The 18,429-nt window shown below is 35.4% G+C and carries 15 protein-coding genes, 1 riboswitch and 1 other annotated feature; of the genes, 7 read left to right on the top strand and 8 right to left on the bottom strand.

Annotated features, from left to right (window positions below):
• Window positions 1-357: 357 nt before the first annotated feature.
• Genes RQ907_RS01470 through RQ907_RS01480 form a run of 3 tightly spaced genes read right to left on the bottom strand, consistent with a single transcriptional unit; the run spans window position 358 to window position 5,165 of the window.
• Window positions 358-2,124, bottom strand: a complete 1,767-nt coding sequence (locus tag RQ907_RS01470; protein ID WP_311491634.1) for an ABC transporter ATP-binding protein — start codon at window positions 2,122-2,124, stop codon at window positions 358-360.
• Window positions 2,114-3,982, bottom strand: coding sequence for an ABC transporter ATP-binding protein (locus tag RQ907_RS01475; RefSeq protein ID WP_311491635.1), 1,869 nt, complete (start codon window positions 3,980-3,982; stop codon window positions 2,114-2,116). Before RQ907_RS01475 ends, RQ907_RS01470 begins: the two co-directional genes overlap by 11 nt.
• Entirely contained in the window at window positions 3,966-5,165 is a 1,200-nt protein-coding gene (locus RQ907_RS01480) for a winged helix-turn-helix domain-containing protein (RefSeq protein WP_311491636.1), read from the bottom strand. The genes RQ907_RS01475 and RQ907_RS01480 overlap by 17 nt, the downstream gene beginning before the upstream one ends.
• A 170-nt stretch (window positions 5,166-5,335) precedes the next feature.
• A riboswitch (TPP riboswitch) is annotated at window positions 5,336-5,437 on the top strand.
• Between the two features lie 126 nt (window positions 5,438-5,563).
• Between RQ907_RS01480 and cytX the strand changes: the two genes are divergently transcribed.
• Window positions 5,564-6,724 (top strand): putative hydroxymethylpyrimidine transporter CytX, encoded by a 1,161-nt coding sequence (gene cytX / locus RQ907_RS01485; RefSeq protein WP_311491637.1) that lies wholly within the window; start codon window positions 5,564-5,566, stop codon window positions 6,722-6,724.
• A 44-nt stretch (window positions 6,725-6,768) separates the two neighbouring features.
• Here cytX and RQ907_RS01490 read toward each other — a convergent pair whose 3' ends face one another.
• Window positions 6,769-8,064: a HAMP domain-containing sensor histidine kinase gene (locus tag RQ907_RS01490; RefSeq protein WP_311491638.1), complete on the bottom strand. Its 1,296-nt coding sequence runs from the start codon at window positions 8,062-8,064 to the stop codon at window positions 6,769-6,771.
• Entirely contained in the window at window positions 8,057-8,761 is a 705-nt protein-coding gene (locus tag RQ907_RS01495) for a response regulator transcription factor (RefSeq protein WP_311491639.1), read from the bottom strand. The genes RQ907_RS01490 and RQ907_RS01495 overlap by 8 nt, the downstream gene beginning before the upstream one ends.
• Before the next feature lie 127 nt (window positions 8,762-8,888).
• Between RQ907_RS01495 and RQ907_RS01500 the strand changes: the two genes are divergently transcribed.
• From RQ907_RS01500 to RQ907_RS01510, 3 genes are read left to right on the top strand one after another with little or no spacing between them, the layout of a single operon-like run.
• The gene (locus RQ907_RS01500) at window positions 8,889-9,782 is read left to right on the top strand and encodes an ATP-binding cassette domain-containing protein (RefSeq protein ID WP_311491640.1); all 894 of its coding nucleotides are present in this window, start codon (window positions 8,889-8,891) and stop codon (window positions 9,780-9,782) included.
• Window position 9,783: 1 nt separating this feature from the next.
• Window positions 9,784-10,536, top strand: a complete 753-nt coding sequence (locus RQ907_RS01505) for a hypothetical protein (RefSeq protein WP_311491641.1) — start codon at window positions 9,784-9,786, stop codon at window positions 10,534-10,536.
• Window positions 10,537-10,544: 8 nt separating this feature from the next.
• Entirely contained in the window at window positions 10,545-11,249 is a 705-nt protein-coding gene (locus tag RQ907_RS01510) for an ABC transporter permease (protein WP_311491642.1), read from the top strand.
• A 105-nt stretch (window positions 11,250-11,354) separates the two neighbouring features.
• Here RQ907_RS01510 and fic read toward each other — a convergent pair whose 3' ends face one another.
• Window positions 11,355-11,921 (bottom strand): protein adenylyltransferase Fic, encoded by a 567-nt coding sequence (gene fic, locus RQ907_RS01515; protein ID WP_311491643.1) that lies wholly within the window; start codon window positions 11,919-11,921, stop codon window positions 11,355-11,357.
• Between the two features lie 71 nt (window positions 11,922-11,992).
• On the bottom strand, window positions 11,993-13,246 hold the full coding sequence (gene tyrS, locus RQ907_RS01520; RefSeq protein WP_311491644.1) for a tyrosine--tRNA ligase: 1,254 nt from the start codon (window positions 13,244-13,246) through the stop codon (window positions 11,993-11,995).
• Window positions 13,247-13,624: 378 nt separating this feature from the next.
• Between tyrS and RQ907_RS01525 the strand changes: the two genes are divergently transcribed.
• The 3 genes from RQ907_RS01525 to argH all read left to right on the top strand — a co-directional run bounded on the left by RQ907_RS01525 (window position 13,625) and on the right by argH (window position 17,757).
• Window positions 13,625-14,668 carry a hypothetical protein gene (locus RQ907_RS01525; protein WP_311491645.1) on the top strand — a complete coding sequence of 348 codons (1,044 nt, stop codon included), beginning with the start codon at window positions 13,625-13,627 and terminating at the stop codon, window positions 14,666-14,668.
• A gap of 174 nt (window positions 14,669-14,842) precedes the next feature.
• Window positions 14,843-15,071: a binding site (T-box leader), on the top strand.
• Window positions 15,072-15,144: 73 nt separating this feature from the next.
• The gene (locus RQ907_RS01530) at window positions 15,145-16,386 is read left to right on the top strand and encodes an argininosuccinate synthase (RefSeq protein WP_311491646.1); all 1,242 of its coding nucleotides are present in this window, start codon (window positions 15,145-15,147) and stop codon (window positions 16,384-16,386) included.
• Window positions 16,387-17,757 carry an argininosuccinate lyase gene (argH, locus tag RQ907_RS01535; RefSeq protein WP_311491647.1) on the top strand — a complete coding sequence of 457 codons (1,371 nt, stop codon included), beginning with the start codon at window positions 16,387-16,389 and terminating at the stop codon, window positions 17,755-17,757. It abuts the gene before it with no gap.
• Window positions 17,758-17,947: 190 nt separating this feature from the next.
• Here the strand turns inward: argH and RQ907_RS01540 are convergent, their stop codons facing one another.
• Window positions 17,948-18,337 (bottom strand): pyridoxamine 5'-phosphate oxidase family protein, encoded by a 390-nt coding sequence (locus RQ907_RS01540; RefSeq protein WP_311491648.1) that lies wholly within the window; start codon window positions 18,335-18,337, stop codon window positions 17,948-17,950.
• Window positions 18,338-18,429: the final 92 nt, after the last annotated feature.

Here is an 18,429-nt window from a genome sequence, read left to right on the forward strand (position 1 = left end):
TATGCTAATGTAATAATTTAGTAATTTTGAAGTATAATATAAATGTTATCATCACTCTCATTAGCATGAGGGGAGGTGAGATCATGCGAGAAGTGTTTGACTTCATTCTTGCCGTCGCAGCGGGAGTAGTTGGTAACTATATCTGCAAATGGCTAGATGGCAAGAGAAAAGATGATAATTAGCATGAAAAAGAGACGAGCTACCGACTCGTCTCTTTTTGTGATTCCATGCTTTGTGTTTGACTTCATGGTTACTAATATTATACTCGTTAAAACTGTAAATACAAATGTAATGCAATTATCATGGAAAAATAATAATGTATTAGAAAAGTCATTTGTTACTTTAGTAATTTTAATCTCACTCAAAATATTGGGCTTGGGCCTTGTAGAGTTTGGAGTAGAGATTATCGTAGGTCATTAACTTTGAATGGCTATCGAAGGCGGCGGCTTTTCCGCCATCTAGTAATAATATTTTGTCGGTAAACCTTGATGAGCTCATCCTGTGGGAGATGAAGATGGCAGTTTTGCCCTCAGTCATTTCGTTAAAGTGCTCGTAGATCTTGCTTTCTGCAAGGGGGTCTAATGATGCTGTTGGTTCATCTAGGATTAGGAAGTCTGCGTCTTGGTAGAGGGCACGGGCAATGGCTAGCTTTTGTTTTTGACCAAGGGATAGGTCTGTTGCGTTTTCGTAGATGTCCTTATTTAGGTAGGTTTCAAGGCCCTTTGGCAGTTCTTTTATTTTCTCATCTAGGTCTAGCCTTCTTATAATTTCATCAGTTTTATCTTCGCTAAAATCCTTATTTCCAATAATATTTTCTTTGATTGTAAAAGGCATGATTGAAAAGTCTTGGAAGACTCCGCTTATTTTTTTATAGAGAGATTTTTTACTGATGTTTTTGATATTTACCCCGTTGTACAAAATTTCTCCAGAATCAATGTCAAAAAACCTTAGGAGAATCTTGACTATAGTTGTCTTTCCAGCGTTATTTACACCTACAATCGAGATTTTTTCACCCTTATTTATCCTAAATGACAAATTATCGATGATTTTTCTGTCAGATCCTGGATAGGTAAAGGTCACGTTTTTAAATTCAAGGCACTCAAAATCTTCGGCTTCCTCTAAATTTTCTTCTTTGTCAGAATCTAGGATATAAAAATCGTAAAGAGGTTCGAGATTGGCAAGGCTCATTATAAAGTCTGCTAGCTCTGAAAACATTGTTTGAAAGGAAGTCATGAAGTTTTCGTTGGCAGAAATAATAGCAGAAAAAGATCCAAAGGAAATCTGTGGGCCGTAGGCTGCTGAGAGGGTCCTCATTGCCACATAGGTGTAGGAAACTAGTCTTAAAATTGATTCTAAAAATATTTTAATAGCTCCCATGTTGGCCTCAAAGGCAAACTTATCTTCAAATCCATCCATCATTTGGTCTAAGTATCCTTTTGTTTTTGACTGAAGCATTTCACCTAGATTGAAAACCCTAATTTCTTTTTGATAGTGGGGACTTGCCATGAGGGAGAAATAATAGGAAAATCTCCTGTTTACATTTACAATTTCTAGGTCAAACTTGCTTGTATAAGCAGATTGCTTGCCATTTACAAGGATTATTAAAAGTGAAATCAAAATTGAAAAACCAACCAAGTAAGGGGAGAAGGATATGATTACAAGGGCTGTTCCTATAATGGTTGTCACACTTGTTATTATATCCTTAAGGCATGATAGCAAGTTATGGATAGCTCCCATATTAATTGCGGCATTGGCTTTTTCCTTTAGGTCTAGGGTGCGAGGATTTTCTATATTTTGATAGGTCAAATCCATGGCTTTTTTGGCAAGTTCAAAGGTCAAATAATCATTAATTCCCTGGCGTCTTACGAATTCCTCTCGGTTTAAAAGCCTTTCAAGGCTTTCTAGGAGGATTTTTCCTACAATTAAGAGTAGGACAATTTTAATAAACTGGTCAGCTGGCTTTGGGTCTGTGATTTGGTTAATAAAAATCATTGGCACAAAGATATTTACCATGGTTGCTGCTGCTGGAGCAAGGGCATTTAGGATAATAACTGGTATATAAAGAGGATCGTTTTTTGCCGTAATTTTTGCAAAAAGCCATAGGGCTTTTAATTTATTTTTCATGATTTTCCTCCAAGTAGTATTTTCTTTGGGATTCGTACATTTCTTTATAAAGTCCATCTTGTTTTAAAAGCTCATCATGAGTACCGTATTCTGTGATTTTTCCACCGTCAAGGAGCATGATTTTATCACAAAATCTGGTAGATGCTAGTCTGTGGGAGATGAAAATCAGGGTCTTATCCTTACTAATCTCATCAAGGTCCTTGTAGATTTTCTCTTCTGCAAGGGCATCGAGGGCTGCTGTTGGCTCATCCATTATTAATGCGCCAGCCTTTGACTTATAAAGTGCACGGGCGATTGCAAGTTTCTGGTTTTCCCCACCGGAGAAAAGTGTCCCATCATCGTGGATATTACGGGTCATTTGGGTATCAATTCCTTTTGGTAATTGGTCAAGCTTATATCCTAAACCTGCCTTTTTTAGACAATCGACAACTCTTTCTCTGTCGATATTTTTATCTGTTCCCGCCACATTTTCTGCAATGGAAACTGCGAGGGGTTCTACATTTTGTAGGACACTTGCAAAGGCGGCATACCTTTCTTTTAGGTCAAGGTCATTGGCATTTATACCGTTAATAAAAATCTCACCTGCTGTTGGCTTATAAAGGCCAAGGATTAGGGAAACAATAGTAGATTTACCAGCTCCATTTACACCTACAATGGCAACTTTCTCTTTTTCCCTAATAGTAAATGACAGATTTTCCAAAACTTTTCTATCAGATAGGGGATAGGAAAAAGATACGTTTCTAAACTCGATTGACATTGGTCCAGTAATTTTTTCTGATCCCTCTTCTGATCTAAGGTCCGCCCTAATCATATCAAAACCATCTGACACATAGAGGAGGTTTGACCTAGTTTGGGCAATATTCATCACAAGAGTCAAGACAACATTAGAGTAAATTGCAACTGATGTGATAAGTAGGGTTAGGTTTTTAAGTGTGATTTGATCTGCTAAAATTTTCTCTGTTAGAAAATAATAGCAAATGGCTTCTACACCCACGATAAGGACTGCAAGGACAGGTGATAGAAACATTTCAGGTTTGATAAAGTTCCTTGAAATCTTAATCACATTTCCTACAAGGGGTTTAAAGCCTTCTATGAACCTATCTTTGAAGGAAAATACCCTAATATCCTTGGCGAATCGAAAGTCGGAAGCTTCCCTATAATAGGCTTCGGTTTTTCTTCTAACCTTGTTAAGCTCACCCATGTGGGAGTGCCTATACTTATCAGTGTAAGTTCTAATCCCAAGTTGAATTAGGATTGAAATTATGGCAAAGATAAAAATTAGGGGAGATAATTTTGCCATAATTACAGAAATTATTACAAAGGAAAGGATATTTGCCAAAAGCTTATACATATCGTGGTAAATTCCCTCAAGGCCTGTGACATTGTTAGAAAAAGGTTCAAATCCTCTGGAAAATTCGGCCATGAAGAGAGAATTTTCCCCAAGACCGTAGTCCATTTCCATGATAGGACCACTTGCTCTTATAAAGGATTCGAGCCTTGTCCCCATATAGGTCGAGTAAGTTCTACGCTCAATCTGATTTGATACCATAGAACATATAAAAATTATTAGGGCGTAGGCTAAAATAGTTAAAATCATTGTCCTAAGGTTGGTATTTTTGTTTATGAGATCTACCAAATAATACATGATAAAGGCCTGGATAATAGGAATTAGGCCTGCTGTAATAGGATAAATTAAAAGCGATAATTTAATTTTAAGATTGTCCTTAAAAGGCACATAGGCCATCTTTAGAAGGTCAAAATTTGAAAGCTTACCGGCCCTTAGATATGATTTTATGACTTCTTCGTCCTTTAGATTTTGGGCGAGATTTTCTTTTAGGTTTTTAAGATTCTTTTCCATAATTTTCCTCCTTTATGTCCTTAGAAAATTCAGTCAGTTCTTCTATAACTTTTTCAAAACCAGGTTTTCTCAGATAATAATAAGTCTTCCTGCCCTCAATGTATGCTCCAATAAAGCCACAAACGTGAAGTTGGCTTATGTGGTAAGAAAGGGTGGCAGGAGTTATATAAAGCTTGTCAGAAAGCTCTTTTGCATAGTAATTTCTTTCTTTTAAGAGGTCTAGAATGTCAATCCTGGTTGGATCTCCTAGGATTTTTAGGTATTGGCTAAGGTGTTTTAGTTTGTTTTCCTTTTTAACGAAGTCTTTATTTGAATAAATTCCAAATTTGATAAAGGCATCATCGTAATCTTCTGATATAAACTGAATCATGATCATGTTTGGTGCAAGGATAAGGCCATAGATGTTTAAAGGCTCATCTCTTTTGCTTAAAAAACTTGCTAAGCCAACTTGGTCTATTACTTCACTTACCTTTTTGTAGCCATCTTTTTTTATTTTTTCAAAATGTTCTGTAAACTCATCTTGAATTTTTGGAAAATTATTTTCTAAAATCTGGCAAATTTTTTCTAAAAGAGGATAGAGTCTATCGTAGATTGATTTCTTATTAGAAAAAGACCTTAAAAGTGCCATAGAAAGCTTATCTCCGTAGGGTAGACTAGCTATTAAGCTCAGAAAGTCTGATTTTAAAGCTTTTTTTGACCATTCTTTTAAGTTTGCTGATTTTAATTCTGGATCATCTATGTCAACACCTATATATCTTAAAAAAGATAGGTTGAAGACTAGTTCAAAGATCTCATAGGAAAATTCTTTAATAGAGCTAACATTGATATTTTGGAAAACACCTGCCATAAAAGGCAAATAATTTCCATCGTTTTCTGTAAATATGTAAAAAAGATTTAAAATATCCTCATTTTGGTCATGAAAAAACTCTTCTAGATAGGGAAGGGATTCCTTTTTTACACTTCTAACAAAGTCTGTATAGGCCTTGTTGTTGTAAAAAGCAGTATCTATTGAGGTTAAATTCATATCCTGGGAGTAATTAAAACCTGGATAGGAATCCTCAAAGGAGAAGAAGTTTTTGTTCTTAGCAGCTAGGTAGTTTGTATAAAGGTAAACCATAAGACCAGCTTCATTTACAAGTAAGGGCTGTTCTATGAGCTTAAAATTATAGAAATTAGTTTTCATTGTATATCCTTTCTTAGAATTATATCTAATAAATATTTTTATCTTAGATTTCTATTAACTTAATTATAAGATAAATACCATCTAACATCAAGACTCTTATATTCGATATTAATCTAAGATAAGGGTTAAAAGTTATTTATTTGACAAAATTTACGGAAAGTTTTAAAATAATAGACATACAAGGGAGTTCTAAAAAGATCTGAGAGGAGGCCTAGCCTCGACCTTACCTGATTTGGATAATGCCAACGTAGGGATGTATATTTTTTATGCATATTTTTTGAACTTTAGGACAAGCCTTGACTTGTCCTTTTTTTGTAAATAAGAAAAAGGAGAGATTATGAAAGAGAAGATGAATTTATTTGGAGAAAGAAATCTCCAAGAGAAGGAAGGAGAAGAAAATGAAAAAAACTTCTAATTTTGAAAACGGCCTGATTTGGTTTGGGGCGGGCGTATCTATAGCAGAAATTATTACCGGAACATATTTCGCACCCCTAGGCTTTAAAAAAGGTTTATTGGCCATGCTTATTGGCCACGCTATCGGCGCCATTTTATTATATATGGCAGGTCTTATAGGCGGTAGGACAGAAAAATCAGCCATGGAGACTGTAAAAATGTCCTTCGGTCAAAAGGGTGGCCTATTTTTTGCACTTTTAAATGTCCTCCAACTTGTAGGGTGGACTGCTATTATGATTTATGACGGGGCGATTTCAACTTCCCACGTCTTTGCCACAGGCCATATAATCTGGGCCCTTGTAATTGGCGCTTTAGTTATTCTTTGGATAAGGGTAGGTATTTCAAACCTCGGAAAGCTTAATACAGCTTCTATGTCGCTTTTGTTTATCCTTACAATCCTACTTTCCTTTAAGGTATTTAAGGGCGTAAATTTCGCCTCAGAAGCTAGTGCCGATGCTATGAGCTTTGGCCTTGCCATAGAACTTGCCGTTGCCATGCCACTTTCCTGGCTACCACTAATCTCTGATTATACAAGAGAGGCAGAAGACCCAAGGGGTGCAACCCTCACATCAACTCTCATCTACACCCTTGTATCTATGTGGATGTATGTCATTGGTATGGGCATGGCCCTACTTACAAAAGAGAGTGATATAGCAATGATTATGGTAAAATCTGGCCTAGGCTTGGCTGCGATTTTGATTATAATTTTATCAACAGTAACAACCACCTTCTTAGATGCTTATTCAGCAGGTATTTCTGCCGAATCACTTTCTAAAAAAATTAACGGTCAGAAGATAGGAATATTTGTCACCATAATCGGCACAATCGGTGCAATTTTATTTCCAATGGATGATATAACAGACTTCTTATACCTAATCGGTTCAGTCTTTGCTCCAATGATAGCCATTCAAATCGCAGATTTCTTTATCCTAAATAAAGATAAATCAGAAGCTGATATTTATTACAAAAACATGGTAATTTGGCTAATCGGCTTTATTGCAAACAGGGTATTTTTAAAGATGGATCTATTTATAGGTTCAACAATTTCATGTATAGTTGTTGTTATAATAGTAAAAATTTTGGCAGAAAAATTGATCAAAGATTAAAAAATGACGAGCAGGCTCTGATAGAGTTTGCTCGTCTTTTAGATTTAACCGATAAGGTCAAAGATAAAGGAGACTTCAAGGCCAGGGTTCTTATTCTCAAGGGTAAATCTCCCGTCATGTAAATCTGCGATTTGCTTGGCGATAAAAATCCCCAAACCATGTTTGGTAACGTTGGTTAAATCTTCTTCGTAAATTTTTTTAATAATATTTTCGCTAAGCCCCTCGCCTTGGTCTAGGATTTTAATAATTAGCTTATTATCAAGGTTTTGAAGGCTAATTGTGATTTTTCCTTCTGTATAAGTTAGGGAATTTTTTAGGATATTTTCGACCATCCTATAAAACAAGTTGGGTTCCATTTTAATCTTTATATCCGGGCTTTCTAGCAAGTTATCAAAAATAATTTCCCTGCTAGGATTTTCGTTTAACTTATCTACTGTGAGTTTTCTGATGATTTTAAGAGGGTTTTCAGCCTTGAAACTTTCCTTATCAATGTTAGCAAGGGACATGGTGAGATTTAGGCCCTCTAAGATATTTGAAATTTTTAAAACCTGATCTTGGATATTTTTGACATCAAGGTCGTTTTTACTTTCTTTATTAAGTTCCCAGGAAATTTTTGCAAGGGGAGTCCTCACATCATGGCTAACTCCCCTAATCCACTTACTTTGTGATTTTTTTAAGTTATTATATTTTTCATTGGCCCTATTAATTGCAAGTGCTAAATCTTTTAATTCTCCATTTTCATTCAATTTTTCATAGTCATCTTCAAAAAGTTTATCAATGGCCTTTTGGAGTGGGCTAAGGTTTTTAAATATATCCCTAATATCCATCCTGTAAAAAACATAGACAAAGAGTAAAAATAAAACTATAAATATGCCAACTAGCCATAAATTAAAAATAAGGTTCTGGTAGCTATAATAATTAAAGGGCAATTTATCTAGAGAATTTTTTGGGTAGGCAAAGATGAGTAGGCCATCTCCTAGGATATAGGTAAAGACAGGGTAGTCAGCCAAGTAATACCTGGTAAAGTCGGCTACGTCTGTGATTTCAAACTTATCCTTAACTTCCCTTGGCTTATCAAAAGCTTCGATGACTTTCCCGTCCTTATCTAGCCTAAGGGCCCAAATATCATTTTCTTTTAAAAATTCCTTGTTTTTTTCATTGAGATAGGAGTCGGTTTTGTTATTTTCCACATAGGAAAAAAGGTCGTTAGGATTTGGATATTGATCTCCTAGTTTGTAGTTAAGGTAGAGAAAGACCATTAGCAAAAAAATTAGAAAAAACAAAAGAGCAAGGATTCTTATTACGATTTTTTTAAATCTTTTTATTATATAATTAAACATCTTTGTCTTCTTTCACCAGTTTATAGCCCAAACCCTTGATGGTAATTAGGATTTTTGGCTCTCTAGGATTGTCTTCGAGTTTTTCACGAATCCTATAGATATGGGTGATTAGAGTGTTTTCATAACCATAGGAATCTTCCCAAATATTTTCCAAAATACGGTCAATCGAGACAATCATATTTATATTGTCAGCCAAATATGCAAGTATTTTAAATTGGGTAGCTGTTAGGGGGATTTCATCATTGTTTTTAATGAGTATGCCCTTGGCCTTATCAAAAATAACCTTACCTAAAGATATTTTTTCTTCATTTTTAATTTTTTTACTGCGTCTTAAAACCGCATCTATCCTCCAAAGGAGTTCATCAGGGAAAAATGGCTTGACTAGGTAGTCGTCGGCCTTGTTTTCAAATCCTTCCTTCCTGTCATCTATCCCATCAAGAGCAGATAGGATTATGACAGCCATATCGGAAGTTTTTCTTATTTCCTTTAGCAAATCAAAACCACTCCCATCTGGGAGCATTAGGTCAAGAACCACTAGGTCGATTTTGAAATTTGCAAGCTTAAACCTAGATTCTTTGAGGTTTTTGGCGGTATAAACTTTTTTAAAACCCTTGTCTTTTAAAAAATTATATAAATTTTCTAATAAATTTGTTTCGTCATCTACTATTAGTATAGAAAAATTGCTTCTAAAATCCATTTGCATCTCCTTATTATCCTAATTATACACCAGTCTTTATATTTTTTTGATTTTGTGATGTAAAAGTGACCTTGGCTAGATTTTATCGTTATCTTAGCCTGGTATCCTATTTTTAGGAGGAATAGTTATGAAAAAAATCTTAGAAATAAAAAATTTACAAAAATCTTATAACAAGAAAAAAGTATTAGATATTGACTATCTAGAAATCGAAGAGGGTTCAATTTATGGGCTTATAGGCAAAAATGGAGCTGGTAAGTCAACACTTATGAAGCTTATACTTGGTCTTGTGAAAAAAGACGGAGGCGAAATTAGGGTTTTTGGTGAGGAAGTAGGTCCTAAAAACCAAAAAAACCTTAACAAAAATCTTGGAGCCCTAATAGAAAATCCTTCCTTTTATGACCACTTAAGTGGCTATGAAAATCTTGAAATAATTTGCGAACTTAAGGGAATAGATAAGGGAGAAATTTCAAAAACTCTTGACCTTGTTGGCCTTAATAATGTGGGCAAGAAAAAAGCTAGAGATTATTCGCTGGGCATGAAGCAAAGACTAGGTATTGCCATCGCTCTTATTGGAAATCCTAAACTTTTGATTTTAGATGAGCCTATAAATGGTCTTGATCCTCAGGGAATCGAAGAGATGAGAAATTTATTTAAAAACATAGTGAAAAATACTTCCACAAGCATTTTGATTTCTTCACACATCCTCGATGAGATGGAAAAAATCTCCACCCACATCGGTATCCTCAAGGAAGGGAAATTAACTTACAATGGTAGTTTGGAAGACTATAGAAAACTTCATCCACCATTTATTTCCATCCAAACATCTGATAACTTAAAAGCACTCGCTCTTTTAGACTATGACCGAGCAAGGATTAAGGGCAAAAAGATTATTTTAGGCAAGCTTTCAAACAAGGAAATATCAGAAATTGTGAATTTCCTACATGGAAAGGTTGATATATACAGGATTGAAGAAGAAAAAGAAAGCCTAGAAAAACTCTTCATAGAAGAAAGCAGGTCTTAGTATGGCAAATCTAGAAAGAAAAAAATATAAGAGACTGGGGATAAATTTTCTAATCTTAATAGTATTTTTTGCCCAAATGCTAATTGTGGCAGGGGTCAGCCATTCAAAAACATTTGCGAATGGTCTTTATCCTCTAGCCTATATTTTAGATACTTATTTATTTATTTCCTTGCTGATAAATCCAATTTTAATCTCATCTTTGGTGAAAAAAGTGATTGAAATCGAGGAAAAAAACAAGATGTGGCAGTTGCAAGTGAGCTTGGGAGAGAAAGTTTCGTCTATACTTATAAATAAATTTAAAAACCTATCTTTAAAGCTAGTTTTATTGCAAATAGTAGAAGCTATTGTCTTTCTCCTACTAGCAAAAAAGTCAGCTCATTTTAATATGGATACTGACATGATCTTAAGATTTGGTTTGGTAAACCTATCTGCCATATTAATAAATTTATTTTTTATGGCCCTGTTTATGATCATAGAAATGAAATCAAAAAGAGTTTACACCCTGTCATTTATTTCAATAATTGGAGGGCTAACTGGAGTAATCACCATGCTTACATCAGAAACTCTCGCTTTTGTAAATCCCTTTGCTTGGATGGCAAGTTTATTAAATATTTCTTATGTAAGCGAAGGTGGAAAATTTATCCAGGTCTTAAATCCTATTAATTTTTATACACCAATCATCGCCCTTGTATTTTTAATACTTGCCGTTAACTATTTAAAGGCAATGAAGTCTTATAATTTATATAAGGACTAGGAGGAAAAATGTTAAAATTAGAATTAAAAAAAATAAAGTTTACAAATATCTTGTTGGTAAGTCTGATAATTCCCCTACTAGCAAACGCCTTTGGCCTCATAAATTATATGGGAAATAGACAAACTTTGGCACACGAATGGCAATCTTTGTGGACCCAGGTAAGCTTGTTTTACTTTTCGTTTTTCTATATACCATTAATTGCAATCGTAATAGCAAGTCTCTGGTCAACAGAACACAAGGCAGGCCTAAAATTTATCAGACTTAGTCCAAAGAAAAATATGGCCTTTGTGGGAGCTAAGATAATTTTAGCCTTCCTAATAATAAGCCTTTGCCAGTTATATTTTCTAGGACTTTTCTACTTGGGTGGGAAATTTATTGGAAATTTTTCGGCTATAGACTTTGGCATATATTTTTATTACACAGGCCTTAGTATCTTATTTTCTCTTCCGATAATAGGGATTTTTGGCGCCCTTGCCATAAGGATTAGGTCTTTTGGGATAGTCGTTCTCTTATCAACCGTCTTTACCATGTTTGGTTTTGCGAGCGCTTTTAGGTCTTTAAAAATTGTAGGTCTAAGTTTTTTGGCAATAGAAGCAAACAATTTAAGACCGATAAATCCTCATGATTTTGTCTTACTAAGTGTTTTTGCCCTGGTAGAATTGCTAGGATTTTTATGGCTATCAAATAAATTTTTAAAATATGAAAATAAATGATTTTTAAAAGCCAAGTCAAAAAGACGTCTTAAATTTCGCCCTAATTTACAAAAAAACTGGCCCCTTACTTGGTTTAATAATCGAGTTTGGGGTCAGTTTGGTTTTTTATTTGATATCTTCTATAGAAATATCGTAGAGGTCTTCGTAGAGGTAGGACTTGTCGATACCTTTCATGAAAACCTCCCTGTCGGTAATTTTATCTGTAAGGGCAGATTTTAGGAGGTGGTTTATTTCAAGGGTGTTTACAACCGACCTTTCCATGGCAGAAAGATAAGCAAATTTGTCTATCTTATCCCAATCCACACACTTGCCTAGGTTTTTCTTTAGGATTAGGTCAAGCCAAATCCTTGTTGCCCTGCCGTTTCCTTCTCTAAAAGGGTGGGCTACATTCATTTCTACGTACTTATTAATAATTTCGTCGAAAGTCCTTTCTGGCATTTTTTCTATTATGGCAAGGTTAGATTCCAAAAAAAGAAGGGTAGCAAAACGGAAATTACCTTTTGAAATATTTACTGTCCTAATTTTGCCCGCAAAATCAAAAACGTCTTGGAAAAGATAGGCGTGGATGTCTTTAAGACCTTTGAGATTTCCTATCTCATAATTCCCCAAAACTCCAAAATCCCAAAGTTCTTTGGCTCTTTTTTTACTTAAGTATTCTTTATTCCTATTCATATAATTACCTAGGGTTATTATACGATTTTAGATAAAAAATCCCCCAAAACCAAAGTTTTGGAGGAAAAGTCCTAGGCTAATTCCACCTTGTGGAAGTTTTTCTTGCCTTTTTTGATTATTATTCTATTGTCTTCAAAAATTTCTTCTGTGACTTCAAAGGCTGGGTCGGTGATTTTTTCATCGTTGATTGACACGCCGCCTTGTTGGACAGTTCTTCTTGCTTCACCATTTGATTTGGTTAGGCCCACTTCTGTCATGAGGGCAAGAAGACCCATTGGTAGGTTTGCTTTGTCAATTTGTGTTGTTGGCATGGCACTCTCATCACCTTTTCCAGAGAAAAGTGCTTTTGCTGCATCAAGGGCAGCGTCTGCTTCTTCCTTGCCGTGGGCAAGTTTAACTACTTCGTAGGCTAGGATTTCTTTTGCCTTGTTGATTTCTGCCGCTTCTGTTGCTGATCCTAATTTTCTACATTCAGCTGTAGGTAGGAAGGTTAATTGGAGTAGGAATTTCTCAACGTCCCTGTCGTCTACATTTCTCATGTATTGGAACATTTCAAATGGACTAGTCTTTTCCTTATCAAGCCAAACTGCACCTTTTTGACTCTTACCCATCTTAACTCCGTCTGCAGTTGTAAGGAGGGCAAATGTCATGCCGTAGGCGTCGCCATGTTCGTGTTTTTTAATCAAATCAACACCACCGATGATGTTTGACCATTGGTCAGACCCACCCATTTCAAGGGTTACACCATTTTCTCTATACATCTTTAGGAAGTCGTAAGATTGGAGAAGCATATAAGAAAATTCGAAAAATGTTAGACCACCGGCTGCCATCCTATTTTTGTAGGCATCTTTTTTGATCATTTCATTTACCAAAAATTCGCTTCCCACATCTCTTAAAAATCCTACAAAGTTAAGGTCAAGTAGCCAATCTTTGTTATTTAACATTTCAGCTCCGCCCTCATCAGAGAAGTCTAAAAATTTTTGGAATTGCTTGTAGAAACACTCTGCGTTGTGGTTGATTCTTTCTACTGTCATAACTTGGCGCATATCAGATCTTCCTGATGGGTCACCGATTAGGGTTGTACCACCACCGAGAAGGGCAACAGGTCTGTGGCCGTAATTTTGCATACGCATCATAACCATGATTTGGATAAGGTGGCCAACAGTTAGGGAATCAGCTGTAGCATCAAAACCACAGTAGAATTTCACAGATTCTGTAGCAAGTTTCTTCTTTAGTTCTTCTTCATTTGTCGCTTGCTCGTAGTAACCACGATCAACAAGCTCATCAAAAACATTATCGTATTCTTTTTCGTAAGTAAATTTCATAATTTTTCCTTTCGTATTTTTATTGTCATTTTGGACGCAAGTGAGAAATCCAATGAACAATGGATTTCAAAATCAAAATAGGCACAAAAAAAGAGCATAAAAGCGCAAAGACTTGCGGTACCAGCTTTTTTTATACTCGTTGCCAAACACAGACAGTTTGGCTTGCCTTAAACAAAATGAAAGTGTAATTTCAAAAAAACTATTTCAAGCTTTTCCTACTAGAATTCATTGTAAGTTTTATTCTTATAGACTATTTAACACTATGAGAAGACTTTTGTCAAATAAATCTCACTTTATTGGGGTATTTGATTATTGAAAGTAAAAAAGGGGGTAAAATAATATTAAGCAAAAGTTTGAAAATCATAGAAAGGAGCAATCATGAAAAAGAAATTTTTGGCAGGAGCCCTTGCACTTGTATTTTTAATGCCAAATGTAAATGTTTTTGCTAAGGAGAAAGACGTTAACAAAGATGTTGAAATTAAGGGAGATTATTCCTATGAAGATGGTATGTATCTTCCAGCCCTATATCATTTTGGCGTGACAAAGGGTAGGCAGGTCCATCCTTTTGGTGGCAGTAAGGTAGGTAAGATTTCTAAAAAAGAAAAGGAAGCAGTCCTAAAAAGAAATAAGGTTAAGAAATTAATAGCCCTTTACAATGATTACTATCAAGCTATAATCGGGATTTACAAATACGGCGATAAGAGAATGGCTAGGTGGAAGGAAGTAAAGACTATGACCAATCCTGTCTTTGGCAAGTTTACCAAGAAGAATTGGGTGGATATTTACGAAAAAGGTGCCAAAAATCTCCAACTTTGCCGTGATTATTTCAATTCTTTGGGCCTTGCTGATAGTGACTTCACAAATGAAAAGACCTTGAAAATGATCTATAAGCCTGAATTAAGCTTTGAGAAAATTGAGTCTTGCGGGGCAGAAGATACAATTGTTTTTAACCAAGGAATTTCAAGTGCTAAACTAGATGCCCAATCTAGGGAACTTACTGATGCAAATGGCGGAAAGTTAGTAAAGAAACTTGTGGAAAATCTTGATGGATATGAGCTTGGAGAACCAACAGAAGTCTTGGGCAAGTCGAAATCAGGTGCCTATGATCAGAGACTTTTTGTGGAAATTTATTTAACTAGGGATGACTCACAAATCCTCTTTCAGATGGCAGGCAAGGATGAAGAAACCTGGAGCGATTATTCCTTGAAAGATAAAAAAATCTCTAATTTCTATGGCCAAGAAATGCTACTTTCTTCATATAAAGAGGGAGGTTTATATAGGGCAGAGTTTAAAGATTTGGATAATGAATATTTGGTAGAATCTTCTGGAATTTCTGAAGATGAATTTTTGGTGATTTTAAGGTCTTTTATAGCCAATATTAGAAATGTCTCAGCCTTATCATCCATGAAATTAGAATTCTAGGAAAAGCTAGGATTATTGTCATAAATATAAAAAAATCTGGATTTTAATAAAAAATCATTCTTTACAAAGCCTTGAAACTTCAATAATATAGCTAAATTTTAAAAAAATATTAGGAAAATTATTTGACAAAGAATGAATACCAGGTTACAATATAACCAATCAAATCATTAGTTAGAAAAAGTGTTGAAGAGAAGAGTAGCTTTCTTAAGGCTTACAGCGAATCCCGCAGAGTGTGAGGGGAGAAGCTAAAGGATTGTGAAAAGAACCTCAGAGCTTATGAGTCGATACAAGGAGACTTATACGGGAACTCCCGTTACAGAGTTAGAGTATGTTAGTACTTGAAGAGGTCTATTTTGTGAGAAATAGATGAATATGGGTAGTATCACGAGTCTTCGTCCCTTTTTGGGATGAAGGCTTTTTTTATTATCAAAAAAGCGGCACAAATGACTAAGATGATAAAAAATTAGGAGGAAAATATGATAAAGAACGAATATGAAGTTTTAAAGGAAGCAAAAAAGGTAATTTTGGCCTATTCTGGAGGTCTTGATACATCTGTGATGGTAACTTGGCTTATGGAAAATGGGGCTAAAGAAGTCATTTGTGTGTCAGTTGATTTAGGCCAGGTAAAAGATCCTAAGGCAATGGAAGAAAAGGCCCTAAAATCAGGTGCAAAGAGGTTTTATAATATCAATGTAGAAGACGAATTTATCGAAGATTATGGCTTTAAATCTCTTATGGCTGGAGCAAAATACGAAAATGTTTATCTATTAGGCACAGCTATCGCTCGTCCATTAATTTCACAAGTTTTGGTAGATGTGGCTCAAAGAGAAGGGGCAGACCTAATAGTTCACGGTTGTACAGGAAAGGGCAACGACCAAATCCGTTTTGAGCTATCAATCATGGCCATAGCTCCAGATATGAAAGTCCTTGCCCCATGGAGGTTCTGGGATATCAAGGGCCGTAGCGAGGAAGAAGCCTATGCTAAAAACCACGGTATTAACCTAAATTTCACCAAGGATGAGGATTATTCTATGGATGAAAATATCTGGCACCTATCTCGCGAGGGTCTTGACCTAGAAGACCCAGAAAACACTGCAAATTTGGAAAAAATTCTTCACTGGGTAACTCCACCAGAAAAAGCCCCTGATATGGCAGAAATCGTAGAGATTGAATTTTATAAGGGCAAACCAGTTGCCTTAAATGGGGAAAAACTAAAAGGTTCTGACTTGGTTAAAAAACTAAACGACCTTGCTGGCAAACACGGAATCGGCATTGACGATATAGTTGAATCTAGGATGGTCGGCATGAAATCTAGGGGAGTTTACGAAAACCCAGCAGCAAGTGTGCTTTATTTTGCCCACGAAAAGCTAGAAACAGTTACCCTTCATCCAGATGCTCTTCAATATAAGCAAAAAATGGCCCTTGACTATGCCAAACTTGTTTATGCTGGCAAGTGGATGACATCTTTAAAGGAAGCCATGGACGCCTTTATAGAAAAAACTCAGGAAAATGTGACAGGCAAGGTTAAGGTTAAACTCTACAAGGGAGCTATGCAGCCAGCTGGTATATTTGCAGAAAACTCTCTTTACCTAGAAGAATACGCAACCTTCGAAGAAGACGATGTTTACAACCAATCAGACGCTACTGGCTTTATAAATTTATTTGGCCTATCAAGTAAAATTTATGCAAAGGCAATGAAAGAAGGAGAAAAAAAGTAAATGAAACTTTGGAGTGGGATGCTTGATGGATCTTTGGATAAGGATGCAGAGATTTTTAACTCATCAATAAAAATAGATAAGAGATTGGTTTTTGATGATATTACTGGATCAATTGCCCATGTAAAAATGCTTGGCAAACAAGGAATTATCGGTAAAGATGAAGCTGAAAAAATTATCGAAGGCCTTAATATAATTGAAGAAAAATTAAAAGAAAAGAGCCTAGAAATCGACATAACTTGTGAAGATATCCATACCTTTGTAGAGGGGGCTTTAATTTCTGAGATTGGGGAAGTGGGCAAAAAGATGCATACAGCAAGGTCTAGGAATGACCAAGTCACAACTGATTTAAAGCTTTATATAAAAAGAGAAGGCTTGGAAATAATAAAATATTTGAAAGATTATGGCAAAATCTTAACCGACCTTGCCAAAAATCACACAGAAACCCTCATGCCAGGCTATACCCACCTTCAAGCTGCCCAACCAGTAAGTTTCGCCCACCATCTTATGGCCTATGCCTTCATGAATTTGAGGGACATAACCAGGATGGAAGACTACATCAAAAGGTTAAACGAACTACCACTTGGAGCCTGCGCCCTAGCTGGTACAACATATGATATAGATAGGAACTTCGTGGCAAATGAACTTGGTTTTGAAAGAGTCATGGGAAATTCTATGGATGCAGTAAGCGATAGGGACTATGTCATGGAGTTAGCTTCGGTTTTATCAATAATTGCAGTCCACCTATCAAGGTTTGCAGAAGAAATCATAATTTGGTCATCTCAAGCCTATAAATTTATAGAAATTGACGATAAATTTGCCACAGGCTCATCAATAATGCCCCAAAAGAAAAATCCGGATATGGCAGAATTAATCAGGGGAAAATCTGCAAGACTTATTGGAAACATGAACGGGGCCTTTACAATGATGAAAGCACTGCCACTTTCCTATGCCAAGGATATGCAGGAAGATAAGGAATTTATCTTTGATTCAATCGACACCATAAAAATTTCCTTAAAAATAATGGCAGGGCAAATCCAAAGTCTAAATGTAAATAAAGAAAAAATGCTAGAAGCATGTAAGGTTGGTTTTTTAAATGCAACTGATGTGGCAGATTATTTGGTAAAAAAAGGGAAAGCATTTAGAGATGCCCACCACATAGGAGCAAGGCTTGTAAAATACGCTATAGAAAAAAATCTCACCTTAGAAGACCTTGATTTAGAAACCTATAAAAAAGAATCAGACCTTTTTGAAAAAGACATCTACCAAGCCATTGACCTAAAAACTTGCCTAAAAAATAGGAAATCCCAAGGTGGACCAGGTCCAGAAGAAGTCCAAAAACAAATTGCTTATGTAGAAGGAAAAATCTCTTAGTTTGAAATATGAAAATTTTTGGAAACTATAATAATGGTTAAATTGTAAAAATTTTTTATAAATCAAAGCATATAAATAACGGGGATTTAAAAACAAAAAGAGAAAAAATAAATAAAGAGAGAAAAAATCTGGTGCATGAATTTCACGCACCAGATTTTTTGTAGAACTATTAATAACTATGGGAATAAATTTATGCTTCTAATAATTTTCCTGCGATTGGACCTGAATCAAGGGTGTAGATTTTTTCTATATCTATGATTACAGCTGCAGCCTTTGGCATAACGCCTGCCTTTTCCTTGGCTAGGTTCATATGCTCTTCGTCTGTATAAGATTTGGCTGTGCCCACAATCCTAAAGCCCTTGTTGTCTTCTCTTTTAACAAAGGCAATAGCTACCTTGCCGTTATTTTTGATGTTGGCATGGTGCTTGCCATCGGTATTTTCACAATAGATGAGATGCTCATCATCAAGAACCCTCATAGTTCTCTTTGGTCCTATATTAGGGTTGCCATCTTCATCAACAGTTGCCATATAAGCAAGTTGTTCACTGATTAAATCTTTTATTTCTTGGGTTAATTTCATATTTTCACCTCATTATATATATTTTACTTTTATAGTATAGCACATTTTTTTAAAATAATCAATAATGATTATTATTATCACAAAATATTTTA

This window comes from uncultured Anaerococcus sp. (assembly GCF_963510575.1).
In the GTDB taxonomy this organism is placed as follows: domain Bacteria; phylum Bacillota; class Clostridia; order Tissierellales; family Peptoniphilaceae; genus Anaerococcus.

Excerpts from the sequence above, each read along its gene's own strand:
- RQ907_RS01530 (WP_311491646.1), top strand. The coding sequence starts at position 15,145 with ATGATAAAGAACGAATATGAAGTTTTAAAGGAAGCAAAAAAGGTAATT.
- tyrS (WP_311491644.1), bottom strand. The coding sequence starts at position 13,246 with ATGAAATTTACTTACGAAAAAGAATACGATAATGTTTTTGATGAGCTT.
- RQ907_RS01495 (WP_311491639.1), bottom strand. The coding sequence starts at position 8,761 with ATGGATTTTAGAAGCAATTTTTCTATACTAATAGTAGATGACGAAACA.
- RQ907_RS01500 (WP_311491640.1), top strand. The coding sequence starts at position 8,889 with ATGAAAAAAATCTTAGAAATAAAAAATTTACAAAAATCTTATAACAAG.
- argH (WP_311491647.1), top strand. The coding sequence starts at position 16,387 with ATGAAACTTTGGAGTGGGATGCTTGATGGATCTTTGGATAAGGATGCA.
- cytX (WP_311491637.1), top strand. The coding sequence starts at position 5,564 with ATGAAAAAAACTTCTAATTTTGAAAACGGCCTGATTTGGTTTGGGGCG.
- RQ907_RS01490 (WP_311491638.1), bottom strand. The coding sequence starts at position 8,064 with ATGTTTAATTATATAATAAAAAGATTTAAAAAAATCGTAATAAGAATC.
- RQ907_RS01475 (WP_311491635.1), bottom strand. The coding sequence starts at position 3,982 with ATGGAAAAGAATCTTAAAAACCTAAAAGAAAATCTCGCCCAAAATCTA.
- RQ907_RS01480 (WP_311491636.1), bottom strand. The coding sequence starts at position 5,165 with ATGAAAACTAATTTCTATAATTTTAAGCTCATAGAACAGCCCTTACTT.
- RQ907_RS01470 (WP_311491634.1), bottom strand. The coding sequence starts at position 2,124 with ATGAAAAATAAATTAAAAGCCCTATGGCTTTTTGCAAAAATTACGGCA.
- RQ907_RS01540 (WP_311491648.1), bottom strand. The coding sequence starts at position 18,337 with ATGAAATTAACCCAAGAAATAAAAGATTTAATCAGTGAACAACTTGCT.
- fic (WP_311491643.1), bottom strand. The coding sequence starts at position 11,921 with ATGAATAGGAATAAAGAATACTTAAGTAAAAAAAGAGCCAAAGAACTT.
- RQ907_RS01510 (WP_311491642.1), top strand. The coding sequence starts at position 10,545 with ATGTTAAAATTAGAATTAAAAAAAATAAAGTTTACAAATATCTTGTTG.
- RQ907_RS01505 (WP_311491641.1), top strand. The coding sequence starts at position 9,784 with ATGGCAAATCTAGAAAGAAAAAAATATAAGAGACTGGGGATAAATTTT.
- RQ907_RS01525 (WP_311491645.1), top strand. The coding sequence starts at position 13,625 with ATGAAAAAGAAATTTTTGGCAGGAGCCCTTGCACTTGTATTTTTAATG.